Annotated in this window: 20 protein-coding genes; 10 read left to right on the plus strand and 10 right to left on the minus strand. The window is 57.8% G+C overall.

All coding sequences use genetic code 11. The annotated features are described in order from the left end of the window. Positions 1–15 precede the first annotated feature (15 nt). Complete coding sequence (locus VK725_RS18175) at positions 16–201, minus strand: hypothetical protein (RefSeq protein WP_325319473.1); 186 nt, start codon at positions 199–201, stop codon at positions 16–18. 359 nt (positions 202–560) lie between these two features. Here VK725_RS18175 and VK725_RS18180 point away from each other — a divergent pair, with 359 nt between their 5' ends. From VK725_RS18180 to VK725_RS18195, 4 genes are all read left to right on the plus strand, one after another. Next, positions 561–1676: a hypothetical protein gene (locus VK725_RS18180; RefSeq protein WP_325319474.1), complete on the plus strand. Its 1116-nt coding sequence runs from the start codon at positions 561–563 to the stop codon at positions 1674–1676. A gap of 123 nt (positions 1677–1799) precedes the next feature. Then, a complete protein-coding gene (locus VK725_RS18185; RefSeq protein ID WP_325319475.1) occupies positions 1800–2186 on the plus strand; it encodes a DUF2946 domain-containing protein in 387 nt (128 codons plus the stop codon). 297 nt (positions 2187–2483) lie between these two features. Further along, positions 2484–3512 (plus strand): transporter, encoded by a 1029-nt coding sequence (locus VK725_RS18190; protein WP_325319476.1) that lies wholly within the window; start codon positions 2484–2486, stop codon positions 3510–3512. Between the two features lie 79 nt (positions 3513–3591). Beyond that, positions 3592–4143: a TlpA disulfide reductase family protein gene (locus tag VK725_RS18195; RefSeq protein ID WP_325319477.1), complete on the plus strand. Its 552-nt coding sequence runs from the start codon at positions 3592–3594 to the stop codon at positions 4141–4143. Between the two features lie 81 nt (positions 4144–4224). On the opposite strand, the gene VK725_RS18200 is transcribed toward VK725_RS18195, so the two are convergent. From VK725_RS18200 to VK725_RS18220, 5 genes are all read right to left on the minus strand, one after another. Beyond that, entirely contained in the window at positions 4225–5547 is a 1323-nt protein-coding gene (locus tag VK725_RS18200; RefSeq protein WP_325319478.1) for a histidine-type phosphatase, read from the minus strand. Between the two features lie 29 nt (positions 5548–5576). Further along, positions 5577–6572, minus strand: coding sequence for a YncE family protein (locus VK725_RS18205; RefSeq protein WP_325319479.1), 996 nt, complete (start codon positions 6570–6572; stop codon positions 5577–5579). A 119-nt stretch (positions 6573–6691) separates the two neighbouring features. Beyond that, on the minus strand, positions 6692–9586 hold the full coding sequence (locus VK725_RS18210) for a TonB-dependent receptor (RefSeq protein WP_325319480.1): 2895 nt from the start codon (positions 9584–9586) through the stop codon (positions 6692–6694). Between the two features lie 166 nt (positions 9587–9752). Further along, positions 9753–11102, minus strand: coding sequence for a HAMP domain-containing sensor histidine kinase (locus VK725_RS18215; protein WP_325319481.1), 1350 nt, complete (start codon positions 11100–11102; stop codon positions 9753–9755). Further along, the gene (locus tag VK725_RS18220; RefSeq protein ID WP_325319482.1) at positions 11089–11766 is read right to left on the minus strand and encodes a response regulator transcription factor; all 678 of its coding nucleotides are present in this window, start codon (positions 11764–11766) and stop codon (positions 11089–11091) included. The genes VK725_RS18215 and VK725_RS18220 overlap by 14 nt, the downstream gene beginning before the upstream one ends. A 268-nt stretch (positions 11767–12034) precedes the next feature. On the opposite strand from VK725_RS18220, the gene VK725_RS18225 reads away from it, so the two are divergent. The 3 genes from VK725_RS18225 (at position 12035) to VK725_RS18235 (ending at position 16089) form a co-directional block, all read left to right on the plus strand. Beyond that, positions 12035–12715, plus strand: a complete 681-nt coding sequence (locus tag VK725_RS18225) for a response regulator (RefSeq protein ID WP_325319483.1) — start codon at positions 12035–12037, stop codon at positions 12713–12715. 1 nt (position 12716) lies between these two features. After that, positions 12717–14162 carry a heavy metal sensor histidine kinase gene (locus VK725_RS18230; protein WP_325319484.1) on the plus strand — a complete coding sequence of 482 codons (1446 nt, stop codon included), beginning with the start codon at positions 12717–12719 and terminating at the stop codon, positions 14160–14162. Between the two features lie 196 nt (positions 14163–14358). After that, positions 14359–16089: a glycosyltransferase family 39 protein gene (locus VK725_RS18235; RefSeq protein WP_325319485.1), complete on the plus strand. Its 1731-nt coding sequence runs from the start codon at positions 14359–14361 to the stop codon at positions 16087–16089. Between the two features lie 32 nt (positions 16090–16121). Here VK725_RS18235 and VK725_RS18240 read toward each other — a convergent pair whose 3' ends face one another. Continuing rightward, positions 16122–16496 (minus strand): DUF427 domain-containing protein, encoded by a 375-nt coding sequence (locus VK725_RS18240; RefSeq protein ID WP_325319486.1) that lies wholly within the window; start codon positions 16494–16496, stop codon positions 16122–16124. A 236-nt stretch (positions 16497–16732) separates the two neighbouring features. Here VK725_RS18240 and VK725_RS18245 point away from each other — a divergent pair, with 236 nt between their 5' ends. Then, positions 16733–17821 (plus strand): aromatic ring-hydroxylating dioxygenase subunit alpha, encoded by a 1089-nt coding sequence (locus tag VK725_RS18245; protein WP_325319487.1) that lies wholly within the window; start codon positions 16733–16735, stop codon positions 17819–17821. Next, a complete protein-coding gene (locus VK725_RS18250; RefSeq protein ID WP_325319488.1) occupies positions 17818–19119 on the plus strand; it encodes an amino acid permease in 1302 nt (433 codons plus the stop codon). Before VK725_RS18245 ends, VK725_RS18250 begins: the two co-directional genes overlap by 4 nt. Positions 19120–19262: 143 nt before the next feature. On the opposite strand, the gene VK725_RS18255 is transcribed toward VK725_RS18250, so the two are convergent. The 3 genes from VK725_RS18255 to VK725_RS18265 form a co-directional block, all read right to left on the minus strand. Next, positions 19263–19937, minus strand: a complete 675-nt coding sequence (locus VK725_RS18255; RefSeq protein WP_325319489.1) for a DUF4142 domain-containing protein — start codon at positions 19935–19937, stop codon at positions 19263–19265. 171 nt (positions 19938–20108) lie between these two features. Next, a complete protein-coding gene (locus VK725_RS18260) occupies positions 20109–20885 on the minus strand; it encodes a sulfite exporter TauE/SafE family protein (RefSeq protein ID WP_325319490.1) in 777 nt (258 codons plus the stop codon). Positions 20886–20968: 83 nt separating this feature from the next. Beyond that, the gene (locus tag VK725_RS18265; protein WP_325319491.1) at positions 20969–21721 is read right to left on the minus strand and encodes a dienelactone hydrolase family protein; all 753 of its coding nucleotides are present in this window, start codon (positions 21719–21721) and stop codon (positions 20969–20971) included. 251 nt (positions 21722–21972) lie between these two features. On the opposite strand from VK725_RS18265, the gene VK725_RS18270 reads away from it, so the two are divergent. Beyond that, complete coding sequence (locus tag VK725_RS18270; protein WP_325319492.1) at positions 21973–22359, plus strand: hypothetical protein; 387 nt, start codon at positions 21973–21975, stop codon at positions 22357–22359. Positions 22360–22512 lie beyond the last annotated feature (153 nt).

Consider the following 22512-nt stretch of genomic DNA (forward strand, 5'->3'; position numbering starts at 1 on the left):
ACGGGGGCTGCGCTTTCAGCCGTGGCGCTGGTATCGGTCAAAACCGGAGAATGCCTTCCTTCGCGAGCGCACTTGAACAGAAACGCCCTCGGCAATTTCTTTTCGGAGGAAGCGCTGGCACGGCAGGAATTCGTTTTCAGGCTTCGCCATGCCGCTGCCTGCAAAGATTCGCAAACCGTAACGACGGCTCACCCGACGCATCACCTCATCCTCACATTCGCAGTGACATCGCCGAAGGTACAGATCGAACGGTGGCCGAGATCACAGACAGCAAACGTCAGTTTGAGGACAAGTAGTATTACTCGTCGACTTATAAGCAGATGGCTGTCGCGTTGTCGTCGGGAAGGACCAGCTGTGTCGACATACGTCGTGATCGTGCTCTCACATCAGCGTCATGAGTGACGCACCACGCACTTTTTTCAAGCACGAATCATGCCCCAAATACGAAAGATCGTGCACGAGTTTCTCAGGTTAAGAAATGCATCACAGTTTTTCTCGTCTAGAATGTTCATCGTAGTAAGGACAACTTATCTCACCAGCATCGAAGACAGGGGGGCCTGATGATCGAGCTGGAAATTCAGGGTCTCTCAGAGTCGCGAGAGGGCCTACTTATTGACGTCGGCAGGTCCGTCGTCGCCAGTGGTTTTACCTTGCAGCGTCAACGTCTGACGCAGGACGTCAACGGCATCTTGCTGACCATGGTCGTGCGCGGACCGGAGCGCAAACAGCGTGCGCTCGAAGCCGCGCTGGATGCGAATGAGCGTCTTATCAGCTTCCACACGTATCCGTTCGAAGACGGCTCATCGAAGCCGCACTACGCAGCAGCGGTCAAATTTGCGCGGCCACCGGTTGCGCCGGCACCCGTACCCGTCGCCGAAACGGTTGCCGTAGCGGCAGCGGCTGCAGCGCCCAAACAACCTGCTATCCCTGCAGTTGCCGCGGCCGAGACGATCGCGGCTGTCGCAACGGTAGCGCCTGACATGTCGCACGCTGCGATGGCATCCGCGGCTGCTCCGGCACCACGTGCCACGTCGGTGGCAAAACTTTTTGCCGACACGCCTGTTCTTCCTTCCGTACCTGAAAGGGTCAAGCCGGAAGCGGCTCCCGTGGTCGTGGCGGCGGCTGCACCGCAAGAAGAAGCCGAGCCGGAATTCGTCTTCTACACACCGCGCGCGTCGGCACCGGCAGCCGCTCCGGTGGTTGTCGATCCGTATGTCGAAGTGATTCCGCTGGGTCCGGATGAAGACGCTGTCGAAAAAATCGTGCCGAAGTTGTTGAACGGCTATCCACAGATTTTCCATTGCCTGCATTCATTGGAAAGCTCCGTGGCGCCGGGCGCGCGCGAATCGTCGCTGCAGCTGGCGGGCCAGCGCACCGGCGCGTGGGTATTTGAACGCGATTACCGACCCAGCGCGAAACTCGGCCTGGAGGAAGCGATGGAGCGCATCGGCATACCTGCGTTGCGCGCGCTGGCGGAAGTCGAATACGTCGGCGGACAGCTGCGCATTCGCAACAGTCCGTTGTGCAAGGAAGGCGGTCGCTCCAGCTGCCAGTTTTTCATCGGCTATCTGGAAGGATTGCTTGGTCCCATTCTCACCTCGAGCAGTCTCTCGACCTTTCCGCTTGGTTGCTGCAGTTACGGCGGCGATGCGTGCGTGCTCGCCATATCTGACTAAACCTGTCCGATTGAGCCTGCAGTCTCCCCGCACTCGCGACGTATGGCCACATTGACCGCGCCTGCCGCCTGACGAACTGGTAAGATCGGCGTTGCGGGTATGCCCGCATGGCCGGGAAAGGTTGTGGTTCGTCTGAGGACTTCACGTCTGTATGTCGCGTGGCTGGCAATGCTGGCCATGGCGCTTATTGTCGTGATGCCCGCGATTTCGCGGGTCATGCCGATGACGGGCGCGATGCCCGGCATGGATGCGTCCTGTCCTTATCACGATCATCAGGCATCGACGCGCCATCCTGATGCACCCGGTACGCCTGCCGATCCGACGGAGCGTTGCGGTTACTGCGTTCTGCTGAGCCACACGCCACTCCTTACCGCAAACGTCATCGTCCATGTCGTGCCGGCAGCGCCGAATGTCGCCGCTCCGGTTGTTGCACTTCCAGCCGACAGGTCTGAAACGCCGCAGCTAAGTGCCGATCCGCGCGGGCCACCTTCTCTCACGCCGACAGCCTGACGCACACACCGCGGCGCATTCGCCGTGACTGTTTGTCGTTTTCATCTCGGCATCTATCTGTGCGAGTTCTTGCCGCGCGTGGCCTTTGGCGCCATGGCGCGCGTTCTTGGCGATAGGCCGTCCTAATGCGCTTGGCGAGCGATCCATATCGATGGAGCGCTACCAATTCTGGAGTTTGTGTTCATGCGCGCCATGAATCGGTTGGACATGTTTGTTACACGATGCAAGTGCTCTGCGGGATGTTCGTCGTCCCGATGCTCTAAAGTTTCTCGCTCAATCCCCACGATCGCGGCCATCATGGGTTTGTCCGCCATCGGCCTGCTTCCACAAGCCGCACACGCCTGTGCGACATGCGGTTGCACCTTGAGCACCGACGCCGCGACCGGTTATTCCGCCGCATCCGGCTGGCGCATCAATATCGATTACACCTTCATCAATCAGGATCAGCTGCGTACCGGCAGTAGCAGAGCGACGCCGCAACAGGTGGTCAATCGGCCATCCGACCCATCGCTCGGCGGCGGTGAAATCGAGAAGGACACCATCAATCGCTACATCAACGTATCGGCTACGTATCGCTTCAACGCGGATTGGGGCGTGACGTTTCTCGTGCCCTATGTCATGCGCGACCACGAGACATACGGCACGCAGCTTGCGCCGTACACACCCTCCGAAACGGCACCCGATCAGATCAGCGGCGCGCATGTCTCGGGTATTGGCGATGCAAAGATCCTCGCCAGTTATCAGGGTTTTCTGCCCACGCACAATCTGGGTGTGCAATTTGGCGTGAAGCTTCCGACAGGCAACTACGGTGGTCAGGCAGAAGACGGAAATCTGGTCGGCCATCCGGTGACCTTCAACACCGGACCCAATCTCGGACAATCGCTCGACACCAGTTTGCAGGCTGGCACGGGTAGCACCGATCTGATCGTAGGCGGCTACTACTTTCAGCCTGTGAGCCAGAATTTCGATGCGTTCGTGAACGGGCAATTCCAGGCTGCCGTGAAAGAGAATCTGGATACGCCAGGCGCGGATTATCGCCCGGGCAATCTGGCTACCGTCAGTTTTGGTGTGCGTTACGAGGCACACGCCAACTGGGTGCCACAGCTTCAGATCAACTGGCTTCACAAAATGGCGGACCAGGGCTTTCTGGCCGACAGACCCGATACCGAGGGCACCGTGGCGTATCTCAGCCCCGGCATCAGCGGCAGCCTGAGCAAGAATTTACAGGTTTATGCCTTCGTGCAGGTGCCGATTTACAGCCATTTGCAGGGATATCAGCTGTTTCCAGGCTGGACCGGAACGGTGGGCGTGAGCATGAAGCTCTGACCCACCGCAATCGACGCGTTACAATGGACGTTGCCGTTTAGGCGGCAACGTCGTCCAAAAACTCATAGAGCTTTTCACGATGTTCAGACAGCCCATCCACACATTGCGATACCTGCTTGTTGCTTTGGCGATAGCACTTGCCAGCACATCGCTGTACGCAAACGATCTGGCCGTCGGGCAGCCTGCTCCGCCGATCACGATGACGACGCTGGACGGCAAGCACATCGACTTGACGGATCTGCGCGGCAAAGTCGTCATCGTTACGTTCTGGGCGACATGGTGCGATCCGTGCCGCGAGGAATTGCCGCTGCTTTCGCACTACGCACGCGAGCACGCCAAAGATGGTCTCGTCGTACTCGCTTTCAGTCTCGATACGCCCGATCAGGTCGATCAAGTACGCGCCGTTGCAAGCAACCTGAGTTTCCCGGTGGGATTGCTGGGCGATCCGCACGTGCCCGGTTACGGCCGCATCTGGCATCTCCCGGTGAGCTTCACCATCGATCGCGAAGGACGACTGGTCGATAACGGCTGGAAAGACAAAGAGCCGGAGTGGACGCAGGAACAGCTCGATAAAGTTGTCACACCGCTGCTAAGCGAACAGCGTGAAACGTCAGCCAACTATTCGCCTTGATATGACGCAAGGTTGAATTGCGGCTCGCGCCAGCGAGCAACCCCGCCTGCCAGCACGAGCCGCCTTGCACGTTGGTACCGATCAATGGGTGCTCGTTGACGTGACGCGACTTACCAGACTAACGAAGCGATCGAGCGGACAGTCGTATCCCGGTGTTGACTGACTGCAGCCCGGAATAAAAACAGCAGCTTTCTCCGGCGAATGTTGCAGGTCCAACGGCGTGCTTTGGCGCATCTGCTCCAGACTTTGACTGACGTAAAACGCGCGCACAGTGTATTCATTTGTCATGGCAGCGCGACGCAGCTCGAACACCAGCGCGCCACCCGTGAATGTCGGATCGACAGGTTGCTCCGATAACATCCAGTGCATATCGAGCAAGCCGGCCAATGTCTCGATATTCGTATCGTGCCCCACCAGGAACATGAACTTCGTACCCGGTTTGCCGATCGCTCCGGCCACGGGCTTTGATCCCGCACCTTGCTGGAGAGTAGCCGCAATGCGCGTTGCCAGATTTCCAGCATAAGCTCTTGCCACCACCGGCGTACGCTCGCTTATATCGCTGTAGCTGGAATGCAAGGTGAGCAGTTGTCCAAGCTTGGTAGGCGTGATGTTTCCCCACGCCACGTCGGACATGGGCATGCCTTCGACGTATTCGAGAAAGAAGTTTTCCGCGAATGTCGAAGCGACGTGCAACGGAGACTTGATGCTTATCAAGCCGTCGGCATTTGACGGTGCGATGGAAGAATTCTGATCCATCAACATTTTCTTGCCCGTCGTTTGTGCCGCCGTGCAGCTGCCAGGCGCACAACCGAGCAACACACTTTGCATGTCGGCCAGTAATCCTGCGTTAGCCGCTGCCAGATGAGCAGAGTCGTTGCCGATGCGACCGAGGACCGCCGCCGCCGCCAGATTTCGATCTGCATCGCTCGCGTTTGAAAAATCATGCGAGAAAAGCGCATCAGGCCCGCTCTTCATGGACGCATGAACATCCAGCGCACAATGGGTATCGAAGCCATCCGCAAGACCGCGCGCCGATTCCAGCGTGCGCTCTTCGTCGTCAGCCGTCACGTAGATCGACGCTGAATTCAGGCACCCATTCGCAGGCAACAACCCAGCATCTGCGTAATAGGCGCGATACCAGCCACCCATCATCGTCATCAATTGCTTGCCATGCGGCGTGAGATAGCCCGGGTCTACGGGCCACTTGGGCCACGGCTTGAATGAATAGACATCCAGTGCGCCCGGTTTTGCGGTGGGCGATCGCACGCCATGACGGCTGAGCACAATCACCATCTGAAGATCGCCATCCGCTGGCGCGGATGCTGCCGCATTCCCGAATACTCCAAACGCCGCGATCACAACGACGTAAAGCGCGCGAGCACCCCAATGCCTAAACATCACCATAAGCGTTGATCTCCGCGACTCATTTCGTCTCAATGCGTACCGACGACTAGCACGCCAAACGTACCTTGTGCTGCTTTTGCACCAGCGGCGACATCCGGTGCCGCCAGATAAACGCGATGCGTACCGGTATCCACCGCCAGCGTTCGCGCACCCGCAGCCGTGGCGAGATTGGCGACGATCGCATAACGATCGGCATCATCCTGGTGAATGATCGTCAACGTGCCATCCGCATTGGAGCTGAAGACGCTAGACGTTCCCGCATCGTAACCGGCCGCATCCGGATCGCTACCGATAGTTTGTACCGATACGTGATGACCGTCCGTCGCATCCAGCACAACCATCTTCCGATTGGCGCAGACTGAGAAGAGCCGCTTGTGCGTCACGTCGATGGCCAGCCCTGTCGGGCCTTCACACGGCGCAAGCGGCCACGTTGCCAACACCTTGCCCGCTTTTGCATCGACTTCGGCGATTTGCGCAGTGTCTTCAAGATTGACGTAAATGCGACCGCTATCGTCGGTCACTGCAAATTCCGGTTTGCCGGGCAGTGCGACGGTGCCGGTTTCCTTTTTGGATATCGGGTCGATCATGCTGGCGCTGTTGCTGTGGCCGTTGAAGGTCCAAAGCTTCGCAGTCGCCTGGTCAAAGAGCATCGCATCCGGCCCCTTACCGCTGATGGCAATGGCGGGAAGCGGCTTGAGCGTTGCCAGATCGAACGGCATCACGCTGTTGGCGTGACCGTTTGTGACATATCCCTGGTGCTGATCGGGCAGGATGACAATGCGATGTGCGCCGTTTGCTCCTGTCACTTCGCCGACGAGCTTGCCTGTTTGCGCATCCATCACCATCACACGATTCCCGCGCGCGATATAGAGGCGCTGTGCGGCGCTATCGAGCGTCAGGTAGTCCCACTTGCCTGCACCGCCGAGTACGTAACTATCCAGAACCGCATAGTTCGTTGACGATGCAGCGGCCGAACATGCCGCCGCTGCAGCCAACGTCATGGCGGTGACGAGAAATCGCTTCATGGTGCGTCTTCCTTTTCGATTATTTTGACGTGATAGCAGGCGTGTACCCACGCCGAGGCCCCGTCCGAGCCGTTGCATGCGCAATTGTCGTCGGTCGAGGCGCCCTGATACAGCGCAGATCAGAAGTGGAGGCGAACGCCAGCGGTGAAGGTTTGATCGTAAAATTCGCGCTGGATGGGACGATTGTTCGCTTCGGTTTCGGTGAATCGGAGCTTGGTATTGGTCAGGTTCTTCACCGCGAAGTAGACCGACATCGATTCGTTGATGGCATAGCTCGAACCGAAGTCCAGCGACGTGCGTGCCGACGACCACTGATCCGCGTAGATGTCCGATGGCGAGCCGTCTGCATTGGTGTAAAGCGGACCACCCACGGTAAAGAGATTCTTGCTTTCGTAATACGCACCGACATCGAGGCGAAGGCCCATGTAGTCATAGGTCAGTGTCAGGTTTGCCGTGTCGCGCGATGTCGATGGGAGCGATGAGTAGAGGCCGGGATGTATTTGAATGCGCGAATCGACATAGGTGTAGTTCGTATTGACACCCAATCCACTCAACAAACCGGGCAACCAGCGGAAACGGTCGACGTATACGAGCTGCACGCCGCGTGCAAACGCAGAAGAAATGTTTTCAAAGCCGCTGAAGGTGACCTGCGTGCCCGGCGCGAATACATCCAATGCGCCCGTCGGGTTGGTGATCGTCTCGATGTTGCCGGTCTGAACGATGTAATTGCTCAACTGCTTATCGAACAGTCCTGCATAAGCAAGGCCACCCTCCGGCAAGTAATATTCCAGCGAGAGGTCGAAGTTGTTGCTATAAGTCGGCTGTAGCGCCGGATTGCCCTGGGTGACCGTGTCATTCACGTCGTCGATCTGTGTGGACGGCGTGACCTGCTGGAAACCAGGACGAGCGATCGTTTTGGAATACACCGCGCGAAGCAGGAAGTCCGGATCGATCTCGTAACGAGCCTGCAACGTTGGGAAGAAGTTCCCGTAGTTCCTGTTGAAGATGTTTGGCGAATAGCTAACGAGATTGCCGTTGTTGGTGATGATGCTGAGGCCCTCGTACTGCGCGTTTGTTTCTTCGTAGCGCGCACCGCCAAGCAGGCTCAGCTTATCGATCGGCTGAAACTCATACTCAAAGTAGCCAGCATAGATGTCCTCGCTGTCATGGCCGTACGCTTGCAGGTCGGCGAGGAAGTCGCTCGCGGTGTTTTCCGGGAACAATGCAGGGTTGCTGTTGAACTGGTTGACGACGGACTGCGTGTTGATGTTGGGGCCGTTGTTATAGAAACCGTCGTAATACGTGATCGGCGATCCCGCACTCGCCTGCGATAGCGGGATCGCCGGCGGGTTGTAGTCGTAGTTCATCTGGCTGTTGTTACGCACGCGCAGGCGCGCGCTGATGCCGAACTTCACGTACTCATCGTCATTCTGCGTGAACCAGTCCGTCGGAATGGTGACATTGTCGACCGCGCTGTACTCCATGTCGTGGTCGTGCTCGGTACCGTTGCTGAAATCCGACAAAGCATAGCCAGCCGGACTTGCCGGGTTCGAGCCTTGAACGACGTTGTAAGTTGGATAGTTGGGGTTGCTGATGTTGTCGTAAGCAACAATCGCCTGACCCGATCCATCCGGATTGTTCGGATTGGGGGTGTTGTTCTGGAACGTGGTGCCGTAATCGAATGGCTTGTTGTAGGAGCCAATCGAAAGCGCCAGGTGATAATCCGTCTTCCAGCTTCCGAAATTATTTTGTCCACCCACCGCCGCTACACGTGAATCGATCATTTCCTTTTCGAGTGTTGAAGCCTTCTGATAGGTCGCATCGTCGATCAATCCGTTGGGATTGTTCGGATTTACGACCGGTGCGCCAGCGAACTCGAGATAGAGCTTTTGCACGTTCTTCGATTCGGTGTATCCGGCGTCGTAGTAACGCGCGTACCACTTATTGTTGTCGTTCGGTTGAAAGTCCAACTCGAAACCGTAGCCGTGGCGCGTGCGCTGATAGTTGTAGTAACGCTGGTTGAGATCGCCGAGCGCCTTGTCGGGAATACCCTGGCCTTGCTGATCGACGTAGCCCTCTTCCAGATCGTCGATGCCGCGGCGGTCCTGGTAATACTCCACGGTTCCGATAAAGCTGAAAGGCTTGTAATTGGCGCCCGGTCCGAAGCGAAAGCCGCCCGTCATCTCATAGTCTTTGACCGGTGTGTCGCGCAGGTTTTCGAAACCCGTTCCCAACTGCAGATCGATGAATTGATCGCGATCCTTTGGCATCTGCTTGGAGCTGATTTCGATCGTGCCGCCCAACGCTTCGGCATCCTGCTCGGGAAGATTGGTGTTGGTGACAGTGATCGCACCCACGAGTCCCGCTGGAATCGAATCGAACGCCACCGCGCGACCGCCGCCCGTGGGCGTGGAAACGTTGCTAGGCATCATGCGCACGCCGTCAAACGTGGTGCTGTTGAGGTCGGCGTCCAGGCCGCGAATGTTGACGAAACGGCCTTCGCCCGTATCGGTTTCCAGTGAGATACCCGGCAAGCGGCGCACGGCTTCGCCGGCGTTGACGTCCGGTAGACGCTCGATCGCCGCGGCTGGTTGCACAAAGACCATGTTCGGCGCTTGTTGCTGGATGGCGCGTGCCTCGGCATCCGCGGTCACGGCGGCCGTCACATTGACCTGATCGAGCGACTTTACTTCCGTGCCCAGTGCAAAGTTTTGAACAGCCGGAGTGTCGGCCTCGACGATCACTTTGCGTTGCAGCGGCCGTTGCCCTTTTATGGTCAACACGACGGTGTAAACGCCCGGTGCGACATCCGACAACGTGTAGTTGCCGTTTTTGTCCGTCGTGGTGACGCTTTTTGTTTCCTGAATCTCAACGCGGGCACCCACGATCGGCTGATGCCCCGTGGCCACCTCGACATGTCCAGTCAGCGCCACCGGATCGGCCGCCGCCGCGAGCAGCGGCACGGAGAGCACGACCAAACCCAGTCCCAACCTGCAGGCGCTTGCGAGTGACATTTCCGGAACCCTCGAATCAAGTGAAGTTATTCGTTGGCGTGATGCGTTAGTCGCTCACGCGTGTTCGAGGAAAACTAGGCATGCGGCATGACAGCGAGAATGCAGCGGCCATACGGATTGGTAAGCTTCGCGTTTATTGCGTCGGATCGGCCAATAGCAGCGCCTTTCACGCAAAACGCAGCGTCACGGAAAGGCCGGGGTCACGATCTCTCAAGGTGACGGGAATGCGGTGCAACTCGGCAATGGCTGCGACAAGGGAAAGTCCAAGACCGCTGCCTGGCGACGTTCTGCTGCTATCCAGGCGCACAAAGCGATGAAACACGCGTTTGTGCTCATCCGTGGGAATGCCGGGCCCGGTGTCTTCGATACATCCGACAACCCCTTCCGGCAACGCGTTGAGCGAAAGGTTGATACGCGTGCCGGCCGGTGTGTGATGAATCGCATTTTCGATCAGGTTGGAAAGCATTTGCGTCAGAAGCATTCGATCGCCTTTGAAGCCAAGGCCCGTTTGCACATGGGCTGTGACAATGTGGCCAGTGTCTTCGGCAACAGGTCCGTAGACTTCCGCCATCGACGCGAATAGTTCGGAAAGATCCAGAGGCGCGAATCCGGCTTGCCGCTCTCTCGCCTGAATGCGCGAGATGCGCAGTAACGCGCTGAATGTGGCCAGCACATCGTCCACATCTGCGATGGAGCGTTCAATCGATATGCGCTGAAACTCGATGTCTTTTCCGGGTGCCGACGCGGATTCCAATCGCTGTCTCAATCGCGTCAGGGGCGTTCGAAGGTCGTGCGCGATGTCGCTGGAAACCTGGCGCATGTTTTCCATCAGGGTGTGGACGCGCTCAAGAATGCGATCGAGCCGGCCTGCGAGCCGCACGAACTCGACACCGCCCCTGTCGAGCTGCAACGGCCCGGGCTCCTCCCCCGTGACAATGCGTTCGGCGCGCGCAGTGAGGCGATCCACCGTTTTCATGAAGAAGTGGCCGGCGATACCACCCGAGAGCAACGCGAACAACATCGCCACACCCACGCTGAAGAAGAAGTACCGCGTGAGGTTTTCGTCCAGTTCGCCGATATCGCGATTGTCGCGCCCCACCGTCAACCATCTCCCGTCGCTGAGTGGTATGACGTAGAGATCGACCTGATTGGCATGCCCCTTATGTCGACCGTGCGCACCGTGAATGGGCACACGTTGCCAGCCGGGTACTTGCGGCTTGAAAATGAGATTGCCAACCACGCGATGCCCATTCGCGTCGGAAAGCAGGTAATAGTCCGGCCCCACCGGAATCACGGCGAGCCGCTGGCGAATTTGCGGCTCCAGCATGCCAGCCTGTGCCGCCTCGCGCAGACTGGCCGTTTCCACTTCGACCGCTACGCGAAGTTGGTCGGCGACATACGTGTGAATCTCTTTCCAGACCAGCCCGAAGAGCGCAGCCACCACCACTGCAAACAGCAATGCCTGCAATATAGCGACGCGAAATGTTGCCGTTTGTATGAAGTTAGCCGGGCGCACGCAAGCAATATCCCGAGCCGCGGATGGTTTGAAGAAGCGGCACGTCGTAGCCGCGATCGATCTTTCCACGCAACCGGCTGATGTGCGTCTCGACGATGCTTGTTTGCGGATCGAAATGAAATTCCCAGACGTGTTCCAGTAGCATGGAACGCGTCACCACTTTACCGGCCTGCATCATCAGATATTCGAGCAGGCGAAATTCGCGCGGCTGCAATTCGATGACGTGCTGCCCGCGCGTTACTTCGCGGCTGATCAGATCCATGTGCAGATCCGCGACACTCCATCGCGTGCGCGCTTCAGCCAACGGCGGTCGGCGTGCGAGTGCACCGACACGCGCCTTCAGCTCGTTCAAAGCAAACGGCTTGCCGAGATAATCATCGGCACCGGCATCCAGACCTTCCACGCGGTAATCGGCTTCGCTAAGCGCCGAGAGCATCAGCACCGGCATCCTCTTGCCTTCCGCGCGCAAGTTTCGGATAAGCGAAATGCCGTCCGTGTGCGGCAGCATACGGTCCACGACGAGCAAGTCGTAATCCCCATTGCTCGCCATGCGCAAGCCGGACGAACCGTCGGAGGCACAGTCGACGAAATGTTCGGCACCCGAAAGACTGGCTTTCAGGTAGGTCGCCGTCTCGTGGTCGTCTTCCACCACTAGGATTTTCATTGATCTCCCGCCTGACTCATGCCGCTCCGAGCCACGTTTTGGCTGGCCGCGCATAGCCGTAGCGGAGAAGTGTCACGCCGCCAAGACTGCAAACTGATGACAACGGACTTTACAAATAACGTAATAAACCGCGGCAATAGCGCCATGCGCAGCAATTTGTTAAAGGATCATGGGGTAGCGTGCGGCAATTTCTGCGGATTTGCGCCGCTAAGCCAAGCGAAAGTTACGATTTGGATACTGCAATCTCTGTATATGGCATTCTGGACGTATGCGTATTCTCGTTGCAGAGGATGAAGTCAAAACGCGTCGTTACCTGTTTCAGGGCCTCCACGAGCAGGGATTCACCGTGGATGTCGCCAAAGACGGCAACGCGGCGCTGGCTCTGCTGCGCGAGCATGTTTTCGATGTGTGCGTCCTGGACGTGATGTTGCCGGGCCGTGACGGCTGGTCGGTACTGCAGGCATTGCGCAAAGAATCCATTCTTACGCAGGTCATCTTTCTGACAGCGCGCGATCACGTCGAAGACCGCGTGCGTGGGTTTGAGCTGGGTGGCGACGACTATCTCGTCAAGCCTTTCGCATTCGCCGAATTGGTCGCTCGCATCAAAAATCTTGCTCGACGCGGCCCGCATGCAAGCGAAACGAAAATCCTGCAAGTGGGCGGTCTCCATTTCGACCTGCTGAGGCATCACGTTGAACGCGACGGGCGCGTGCTGTCGCTGACGCCGAAGGAATATTCATTGCTCCTGCTGCTGGCGCGCCAGCCGGGGCGTGTGCTCAGCCGCACATTGATTGCGGAAAGCGTGTGGGGCGCCTGTTTCGATACGCAAACCAATGTCGTCGACGTTCTTGTCGGACGACTGCGTATCAAAGTGGATACGGGATTTCCAAAGCCCATGCTTCATACCGTACGCGGTGTCGGCTACATGCTCGACACGCCGGACGAATAGCGTGCCTGGGCGACACTCACTTTCGCTGGGTGCACGACTGACACTGCTCTACACCGCAGTCGTACTGATCGCCATCGGCCTGTTTGCAACCGTTGCGTATTGGCAGATATCGGAACGCTTCCAGGAAAACCATCTGCACTTCCTGCGGGCGAAATTCGCCGAACAGCAGACCGACCTGCGGGAAGCAGGAGGCGATCCGCATATATTGGCAAAGGAAATTTTCGAGGAGACGGCCGAGAGCAAACCGCGCCAATACCTCGCCCGGCTTTATGACGCCACCGGTCATGTGCTGGCTGAAACACCCGATATGCAGCGCAAACTTTCTGTCGCGCGCTTCCCTCCGCCAGCCAACGGCCCGCTAGCAGTCAGCGACGTGCGACGAGACGTTGTCTTCGATCCCGACGACAACGACCGCGATGTCTTCGCACTCGCGACGACTCGCATGGAGTCCGCCACTTTTCCGCACCCGCTTTACGTGCAGATCGCTTTGGGCATTACGGGCGACGACAAGCTTTTGTCGCATTTTCGTCAAGCGCTCTGGTTTTCCTTTCTGCTGCTGGCGCTGTTGCTGCTGATCGCGGGTCGATGGATAGCTGCGCTGGGATTGAGACCACTCCGGCAAATCGTGCTTACCGCGCAATCTATTACACCCTCGCGATTGTCCGAACGCATACCATCGGCAACATCGTGGCCGGCGGAACTTCACGAAGTCGTTATTGTTTTCAATGCGATGCTGGCAAGACTCGAAGAAGCGTTCAGCCGTCTATCTCGTTTCTCATCCGATCTGGCGCACGAGCTCAGAACGCCGATCAACAACATGATGGGCGAGCTCGAGGTCTGTCTGATGCGTAAGCGCAGCGAGGATGAATACCGAAACGCACTGCTCTCCAATCTGGATGAATGTCGCCGATTGAACGTGCTGGTGGAAAATCTGCTTTTCGTTGCACGAGCAGAAAGTGCCGAGTTGGCGTTGCGCCGGGAGCCCTTTGACGCCGCAGAGCTGTGCGGCTGGATCATCGCGCAGCTGGACCCGGCCAGTGCCGAGCGCGAGGTTCGTATTGTCCTGCAAGGTAACGTTCGGGTTTACGCCGACCCGCAGCTGTTCCGGCAAGCTGTTACCAATCTCCTGACCAACGCCATACGACATTCGAAATCCGGCTCAACGGTTTCCGTCCTGCTCTCTCAGCTGTCCGCCGGTGCGGCGAGCATCGCCGTGAACGATGAGGGGGAAGGCATCGACCCCGAGCACATTCCCTATATTTTCGATCGCTTTTATCAAGTCAGTGCCTCACGAAGTCGCGAAGCGGGTCAGGGAACCGGCCTGGGGCTTTCCATCGTCAAAACAATTATGACGTTGCACGGTGGAACTGTGGAAATTGCGAGTGTTCCCGAGAAGGGTACGACTGTCACGCTCACTTTTCCCGCGGCGGATATTCATCACCACTGAGCGGTACACCCGTTGTCGGAACTTTATTTTCGCGAAGCGCCAGTGTCACGCCGGCTTCGCCCCCGTAGCACTTGCGAACGATGCGCATTCATAAAATGCACCAAACGCTTCATGACAGAAATGACATCTGACTGAGCGAATTTCGTCATGGATGTTTCTCTAGCGTACGACGCGATCTTTCATAGCTGCGCGCAAGATGAATGTAGAGAAGATTCGTGGTTCGTTGCTCTGGTTTTCCATCACAACCGTCGAGAGGCGCATTGCTCCTTTAGTGGGTTATACGTTATGGATCGTCGCGTGGTTCTGCGCCTTATCGGCGCGTCCCTTAAGCGAACCTGACGAAGGGCGATATGCGGAAGTGGCTAGAGAGATGTGGGTCAGCGGCGATTGGCTGACACCGCGCCTGGATGGCTTTGACTTCTTCGACAAACCGCCGCTGCATTACTGGGCAAGCGCAATCGCGTATTCGCTTTTTGGAGCGAACCCTTTTGGCGCGCGCCTGTGGTGTGCATTGACCGGCTTGATGAGCATGGCTGCCGTTCACTGGGCGGGCTCTCGACTATTCAGTCGGGAGGTCGGAACGTCCGCCGCGCTGGTTTTGGGAAGCTCCCTTCTTTTTATGTTGGGCGCGCACATCAACACCCTCGACATGGGTGTTTCTGCGTTCCTCACGGTGGCCATTGCGTTGTTCCTGGTCGCACAGTTCGATGCGTCAGCGGCCCGCTACCGCCTGGGGTTGACGTTGGGCATGTGGGTGGCCATCGCGTTGGCCGTTTTGTCGAAAGGCCTGATCGGCGTTGTGCTGCCCGGCGCGGCGCTCGTTGTCTATGCATGCTGGCAGCGTGATTTTGCAATCCTCCGCCGGGTATCGCCGTTGACGGGCGCAGCGGTTGTGTTGCTCATATGCGCTCCATGGTTCGTGGAGATGTGTCGTCGGCATCCGGAATTCTTCGATTACTTTTTTATCCGGCAGCACGTCACCCGCTTTCTTACCAATGAAGACAACCGCAACAAGCAGATCTGGTTTTACGTGCCGGTGGTCTTGCTCGGCCTGTTTCCGTGGTGCCTGTTCATACCGCTGAAAAAAAATGCATTCGCCGCAATCATTCATCGCGAACCCGCTCAGGTTTTCCTTTTGTCGTGGGTCGCCATCGTTTTCTTCTTCTTCACGGTTTCACACTCGAAGCTCCCGTTTTACATCCTCCCTCTATTCCCCGCGTTGGCTTTGATCATTGCGCTTTTTTTGGCGAGCCTTTCCGCACGAGCACTCATTGTTCGGTTGTGGGTGACGGCAACGTTGTTGCTCTGCTTCTACGCGTTCGCGCAGCTCGCCGCACCATTCATCACGCCGAGTTCAAAGAGCGAACTCGTTAGTCATGGTTTGCACACATTGGCCTCTGCGCTGCTTCCCATTCTGATAGCGACCATCGTAAGCATTGCGCTTGCGCACGCCGGACGCCGCCAGCTGATTGTTTGGGTGATTGCGCTGGCAAGCCTGACCGGCTGGCAGTGGGCGCTTCATTCCTATGCGGCGGATGCCGACTTCAACTCGGCAAAGCAGGCTGCCGATTTATTGAGGCCTTCGATCGACGCCAATACGAAGATCTTCACCTTCCAACGCAATCTGCGCGGCTTGCCGTTCTACCTGGGCCATTTTGTGGTTGTGGTCGGTCATGCCGATGACGATATATCGCCGTCATTGCCGTCAAGTCCGTCGCATTACGTGGCCGATCCCGCGCAGTTCGAAACGATGTGGAAAAACGATAGCAACGCGGTGGCACTGATTCCCGTAGAGGACATGCCGACGCTCAATAAGAGCGGCCTGCCTTACTACACGCTTGGAAAAACCTCGTCGCTGATTGCGATCAGCAGAACGCCGCCTGCCGATGCTCGCGGCCATGAAGACCGTTCCGCGCAAATGCAGTGATGTAAACCTCTTCACCGAATTTGGCGGCCCAATTACGATTCGGATATCGCGTCGACACGATTGGGATAGAACGCGACGTAGCCTGCAATCTCCGCGACGGCGTCATAGGGCTTCTCGTAGGTCCATACCGCGTTGACCGAGCGCTCGCCGCCTGCCGGAATGCTGTAGTACGAACACTCGCCTTTATAGGGACAATAGGTCGCGTGCTCGGTGCGTTCCAGCATCGACATCATCACGTCGCTGCGTGGGATGTATTGCACCGGGGGATAATTGGCCTCGCGCAAGGTCAACGCGTTCTTCGTATCCGCAATGACGGTGCCCGCGACGCGAATGACGATCCTTTTCGCGTTGCGCTCGATCGTAATGGGGTGATCGGCACCTGGAATCCTGTGTTCTCGGCTGCTCATGTTGGCGATGGTTACCTCGCGTGGTGTCTTTGGCAAAAGCCTGAGTGCCTGCCTTCAAGCACTCGTCCCTGCGTTATGAATGGCGCCGGATGGCGGGCTTTCAATGCTTCCGAAGGGCCATGCCGCACTGCAATGGCTGCAGTGCACAAGCAGCAGGTTTCGATCTTGACGCACCCCCTGTTCAGCATCCCTCATTCGATGAATACTCGAATCCATTGTCCAGATCGCCTAACACCATGACTGAGTTACTTACTACCGCTGCATTGGCGCCGCAAGCGCTCGATTACGCACTGACGTTGCCGGCACGGTTTTACACCGATGCGCGCATGCCCGCGCTGGATGCCAAAGCTATTTTTTCGCGCAGCTGGCAGCTGGTTTGTCATCGATCGCAGCTTCTGGGTGTGGGCGACCACGTCGTTACCGAGATTGCAGGCCTGCCGCTGCTGATTGTACGGAGCGATGAGTCGACCATTCGCGCGTTCCACAATGTATGCAGACATCGCGCCGGACCGATAGCCAGTTGCGACGGACGCGGTGCAACGTCGTTGCGTTGCCGCTATCACGGTTGGACATACGGTCTGGATGGCGTGCTACGTGGTGCGCCGGAAATGGGCCGCACGCCCGACTTCAATCCCGCGGATATCCGGTTACCGGAAGTGCGCGTGCACGTTTGGCAGGGCCTCGTGTTTGTCGCGATCGGCGACGCTCCTGCCTTCGAGAATTTTGTTGCAGGCATCGATGCGCGCCTTGGTCCGCATCGCTCGTTGCACGATTACCAGTTCCACCACCGTGCAAGCTATGACGTCGCGTGCAACTGGAAGGTTTACATCGATAACTATCTGGAAGGCTATCACGTCCCTCATATCCATCCGGGCCTGAACAGCCTGCTCGATTATCGCAGCTACGTCACGGAATCCGCCGAGTGGTATTCCTACCAGTACAGCCCGCTGGAAAGCGGCGCCGATCTATACGGTAGCGGTGAAGCGCTGTACTACTTCCTGTATCCGAACGCGATGCTCAATATTCTTCCCGGCCGCCTGCAAACCAATCGCGTGTTGCCGATAGGCGTCGATCGTTGCCGCGTGGAATTCGACTTTTATTACGCACCTGACGATAGCCAAGAAGCCCACGCACGTCGCGCGAAAGATTACGAGTTCAGCGATGAAGTGCAGGATGAGGACGTGACAATATGCGAAGACGTGCAGCGCGGTCTCGCATCCGGTTCGTATGAAGCCGGCCGTTTGAATCCGCTACGCGAGAACGCAGTGCATCACTTTCACGAGATTGTTCGTCGCGCGTATCGTGAATCGCTGGCCGACGTATGAGCGGCAACCCGCAGGGGCTCGGGCAATGGATGCTGATCGCGCTGGTCATCGGCAACATCATCGGTTCGGGCGTGTTCGTGTTGCCTGCCGCGCTGGCGCCTTACGGTGCGGCCAGCTTGCTCGGTTGGGGATTGAGTCTCGGCGGCGCGTTGATGCTCGCACTGATTTACGCGTGGCTGGCGCAAATCGTTCGCAATCATGGTGGTGCGTACGCATATGCACGCCTCGCATTCGGCGATGGCGTGGGTTTTCTCGTCGGATGGAGTTATTGGGTTTGCGTGTGGTCGGCGAATGCAGCGATTGCGGTGGCTTTTGCCGGTAGCCTCGGTGCAGTGTGGCCTGCGGCAACCGCGACGCCTTTACGCGGAGCGCTATGTGCGTTGGGTGCGCTGTGGGTTTGCTCGGCGATCAGTCTTTCTGGCGTGCGCGAAGCCGGTCGAACGGCGATCGTCACGACGCTGCTCAAGCTTGTACCGCTCGTTGTATTCGGCATCCTCGGCCTGGCCTGGGTACACACGAGCGCTTACGAGCCCTTCAACCCCAGCCATGCACCCATCTTCAACGCGACGACGTCCGTCGCCGCACTGACGTTATGGGCGTTTCTCGGATTGGAAACGGCGACGGTGCCGACAGATGTGGTCGAAAATCCTCAACGCACCGTGCCGCGCGCCACCGTGATCGGCATGAGCATCGCGGGCGTGGCCACGATGCTCGCATGCACCGTGGTCATCGGCATGCTTCCGGCGGATGTTCTGCAAGCGTCTGCTGCGCCCATGGCGGAAGCGGCACGGCACGTTTGGGGTAACGCAGCGGGCACCGCCATCGGTGTGGTCGCTACGATCTCCTGTTTCGGTGCGCTGAACGGCTGGGTGCTGCTGCAGGCGCAGACGAGTCTGGCAGCAGCGCAAGACGGCTTGTTTCCCAAGGCATTTGCGCGTCTGGATTCGCGCGGAACACCGTGGATCGGCCTGCTCGTCAGCAGCGTTCTTGCCAGCACGCTGATTGCATCCAATTACACGCATTCGCTTGTCGCGCTGTTTACTTTTTCCATCCTGTTGTCGACGGCCACCACCTTGTTGCCCTATCTGGTGACGGTGCTTGCGTGGTGGCGCATCGACAAGCAGGCTCGCTGGTGGCGTCGTGCAGTGGCCATTGGTGCGCTTGTTTTCAGCGTGTGGGCACTGATTGGAACTGGGGCACAACCACTGATGTGGGGCGCCGTATTGCTGCTTGCCGGACTACCCATCTACGTATGGCAACGCCGTACCCTGATGCGCCAGCTGCCTCGCACACCCTAGTCGCGTGATGAAGTGGGCCTGAAAAATGGGTGTGGTGGAATGAGCGTAGAGGAATGGGCGTAGAGGAATGGGCGTGGAGGAATGGGCGTGGAGGAATAGGCGTGGAGGAATGCGACATACGCATCCCTCCATCGCTCCACACGTCAGTGCTTGATGGCCGACACAGCGCCCGCTTCGGCGGGTGTGTCGTTGGCGCCCGATACGGTAGGCATCGCTGCAGGCACGGCCTCCATGGGGCTTGACGTGGATGCCTTCATCGCCGTGGACATGGCGTCATCGCGCGCCGCAGGTATGGCGGCGATGGCTTGTGCGGACTTCAAGTGGTCGTTCATGCCGGGCAACGCGCCCTGCGCGAATTTCTTCACGTCCGCGTCTTTCGCATCTTTTCCTTCCTGGGTGAATGCTTTTACCGATTTCTGATGATCGCTCACGATGGCTTTTGACCATGCTTCGTCAAACACACTGCCGGATTCTCCTTGCAGCTTTTTGTTCTGCTTTTGCGCGTCCGAAGTCACATCAGTGGGAAGCTTTACCTGTTTCGCTTGCGCAAGCGACGTGAGCTGATCGTTTGTCTTGTTCTGGTCGTCGACGAGCTGCTGCGCGAGTTGTTTGACCTTGGGGTCGGACGACTTGCTCAATGCCATCTGGCCGAGCTGCGTAATCGCCATACCATTCTGCGCAGCCTGCTGCAGAAATGTGCTGTCGCTATCGCTGAGTTTGCCGTTGCCGGCAGAGGTGTCGGCATGGGCGAGTGCGAAACCGCTTGCTGCGAAAAGCAGTGCAGTGGCAAGCGTCTTGTAACCGTGTCGCTTGGACATGATCAAACCTCCCTACGTATGTCGTGAAGCGAATGTGATGCCTGGGCGATATCGTTATTGCGCCGCGTGTCGGGGTGTCGCCACAAACATCTGTATAGATCGTCTGGGGAGTTTACTGACGCGAGATGAACGGTTTGCCGCTCGCACTATCTCGCCAGCCATGCGACGCAGTCAGAACGTTCGAATGGCGATTAATACCGCAGCGATGAGACCGCATATGCCAATCCCCATGCGTAATGGTTTGGCGGGAATACGGCGTGCCAGCATCACACCAATGGGGCCGCCTATCAGGCCGCTTATCAGCAGGACAATGGTGGCCGGCCACGAAACTGGCGCAACAAAGCAGAACAGAAGTCCTGCACAACCGTTCGACAAGGCCTGCAAAACGGATTTGACGCCATCGAGTTGATGCACCGAACTATCGATAAACCACAGGCTGAGCACGGCGAAGAACAACAAACCGATGCCGCTGCCGAAGTAACCACCGTAAAGCGCGATCAGAAAGATAAGGACTTGAAATGTGAAACCTTCTCCGCGATGGGTGGATTGCGCGCGCTTTGCTGTAATGCGCTTTACCAACCATGGCTGCAGCAGCGTCAGAACGGAGCCGAGAGCCACCAGCAATGGCGCAATGAAGTTGAATACGCTGCTTGGTAGCGCGAGCAGAATGATGGCTCCCACGACGGAGCCCGCCGCTGCCGGCAGCAGCATGCTGCGAATCGCCGGCCATTGGCCATTCAACTCGCGACGAAAAGCAACGGTAGCGGAAATATTGCCGGCCGTAACGCCAATGCAATTGCTCACGTTGGCAACGAGGGGATTCAGACCGAATGCAATCAGCACCGGAAAGGTAATAAGCGATCCTGCACCCGCAATGGCGTTCAGTGCGCCGACAACAATACCGACGACAGCCAGCAATGCCAGTTGTAGAACGCTGAAGTGCGCCATGCGTGCAGTCTGCCGCACTTGCTGGTGGTTGTGTTGCCGCGGCAGAGGCCAACACTGGCCTCCGCCTGGAAAAAACGGCCCGCTTAGGCGGCGCGCGTCAACGTCTCGTCAAGAAGCTTCGTCAAAGCATGCCAGTGATGGTCGGCTGCACCCGCGTTGAAGGCAGGATGGTCCGGCACGGCAAAACCGTGATGAGCACCGGCATAGGTGACAACTTCGTGGCGCACGCCGTCTTCGGTAAGCGTCTTGTCGAGCAGCGCTTTCTGCTCGTCCGTGAAGTGCGCGTCTTCAATGGCACCTGCCACGTACACGCGTCCCTTCACGCCCTTCATGAAGCGATGTGGGCTATCCGGCTGGTCCGAAGCCAAACCACCGCCATGAAACGAAGCGATGGCGGCGAAGCGATCGGGATAGGCGCCAGCCGCGATCAACGCGACGTTGCCGCCCATACAGTAACCCGTGCACCCAAGCTGACTTCCCTTGACTTCGCCGCGCGAGGCCATGAACTGGATAAATGCGTCCGTATCGGAAACCTTTTTCTCGCGATCGAGACTTCCGATGAATTTCATCAAGGTGTCTATCTTTCCCTGATCGGCGAAAACCTCGGCGGGAACCATCGGCGCATACTTGCCGGAGCGGTAATAGAGGTCGGGCAACAGCACGGCAAAACCATGATCGGCCAGTTTCTGCGCCATCTCATCCAGCGTGGGACGAATGCCAAGGCCATCCATGTAGAAGATGACGCCTGGCCACGAACCGGTCTTGCCGGCGGGCGTGAAGAGCGAAGCGGGGCAGCTTCCGTCGCGGGTTTTAATGGTGATATCGACGCGGGACATGGAACGAGCCTCCAGAGGCTGGATCAGTGAGATGCCCATTATAGATACATGAGGGTATCCTCATACAACGAAAAGTTCTTTCGCCGCACGCATTTGCGGTCTTTTGTCGCCTGAAGATGTACCACAGCGCATACGTCGCCTAGCCGTGCGCCTTTCGGGTCCCTAACGATGCATGAACCGTCATACGCCCCGTCACGCTCGTTTCAGGTTCGCGGCCTGAGGATGGTGATCCCGACCATGAGGGAATACGTATGAAGATTGTGACGAGTCTTGCATTGACCGCTGCAGCTGCTTTGTCGTTTGCCGTTATGTCGCCACGTGCCGACGCACAGGTGGCAGTTGGCGTAAACATTGGTCCGGCGCCCGCATGTCCGTATGGTTACTATGACTATGCACCGTACTCATGCGCACCTTACGGCTATTACGGACCGGAGTGGTTTGTAGGCGGCGTGTTCGTTGGCGCGGGTCCCTGGTATCGCGGCCCGGCACACTTCCGTGGTCACGTGGATAATCGTTTCGACGCGCGCGGCGGTTATCACGGCCCGTTCCCGAATCACGGCGATCATCCGGCGCCGCATCCGCAAGGCGGATTCCACGGCAATGAAATGCGCGATGGACGCGGTAACGTCGTGCACTGATGCATTCACATTGAGTGCTTGAACGAAGGGACTTGTGCACGTGCACAAGTCCCTTTTCTTTAGGTGCTGTTGTACACGTCGTACAGTGTACTTATGCGTGTCATCGAGCGTCGCGACACATGCACCAACAACTGCGTCGCCTATGGAACATCG

The organism is Dyella sp., from assembly GCF_035486915.1.
Taxonomy (GTDB): Bacteria; Pseudomonadota; Gammaproteobacteria; order Xanthomonadales; family Rhodanobacteraceae; genus Dyella_B.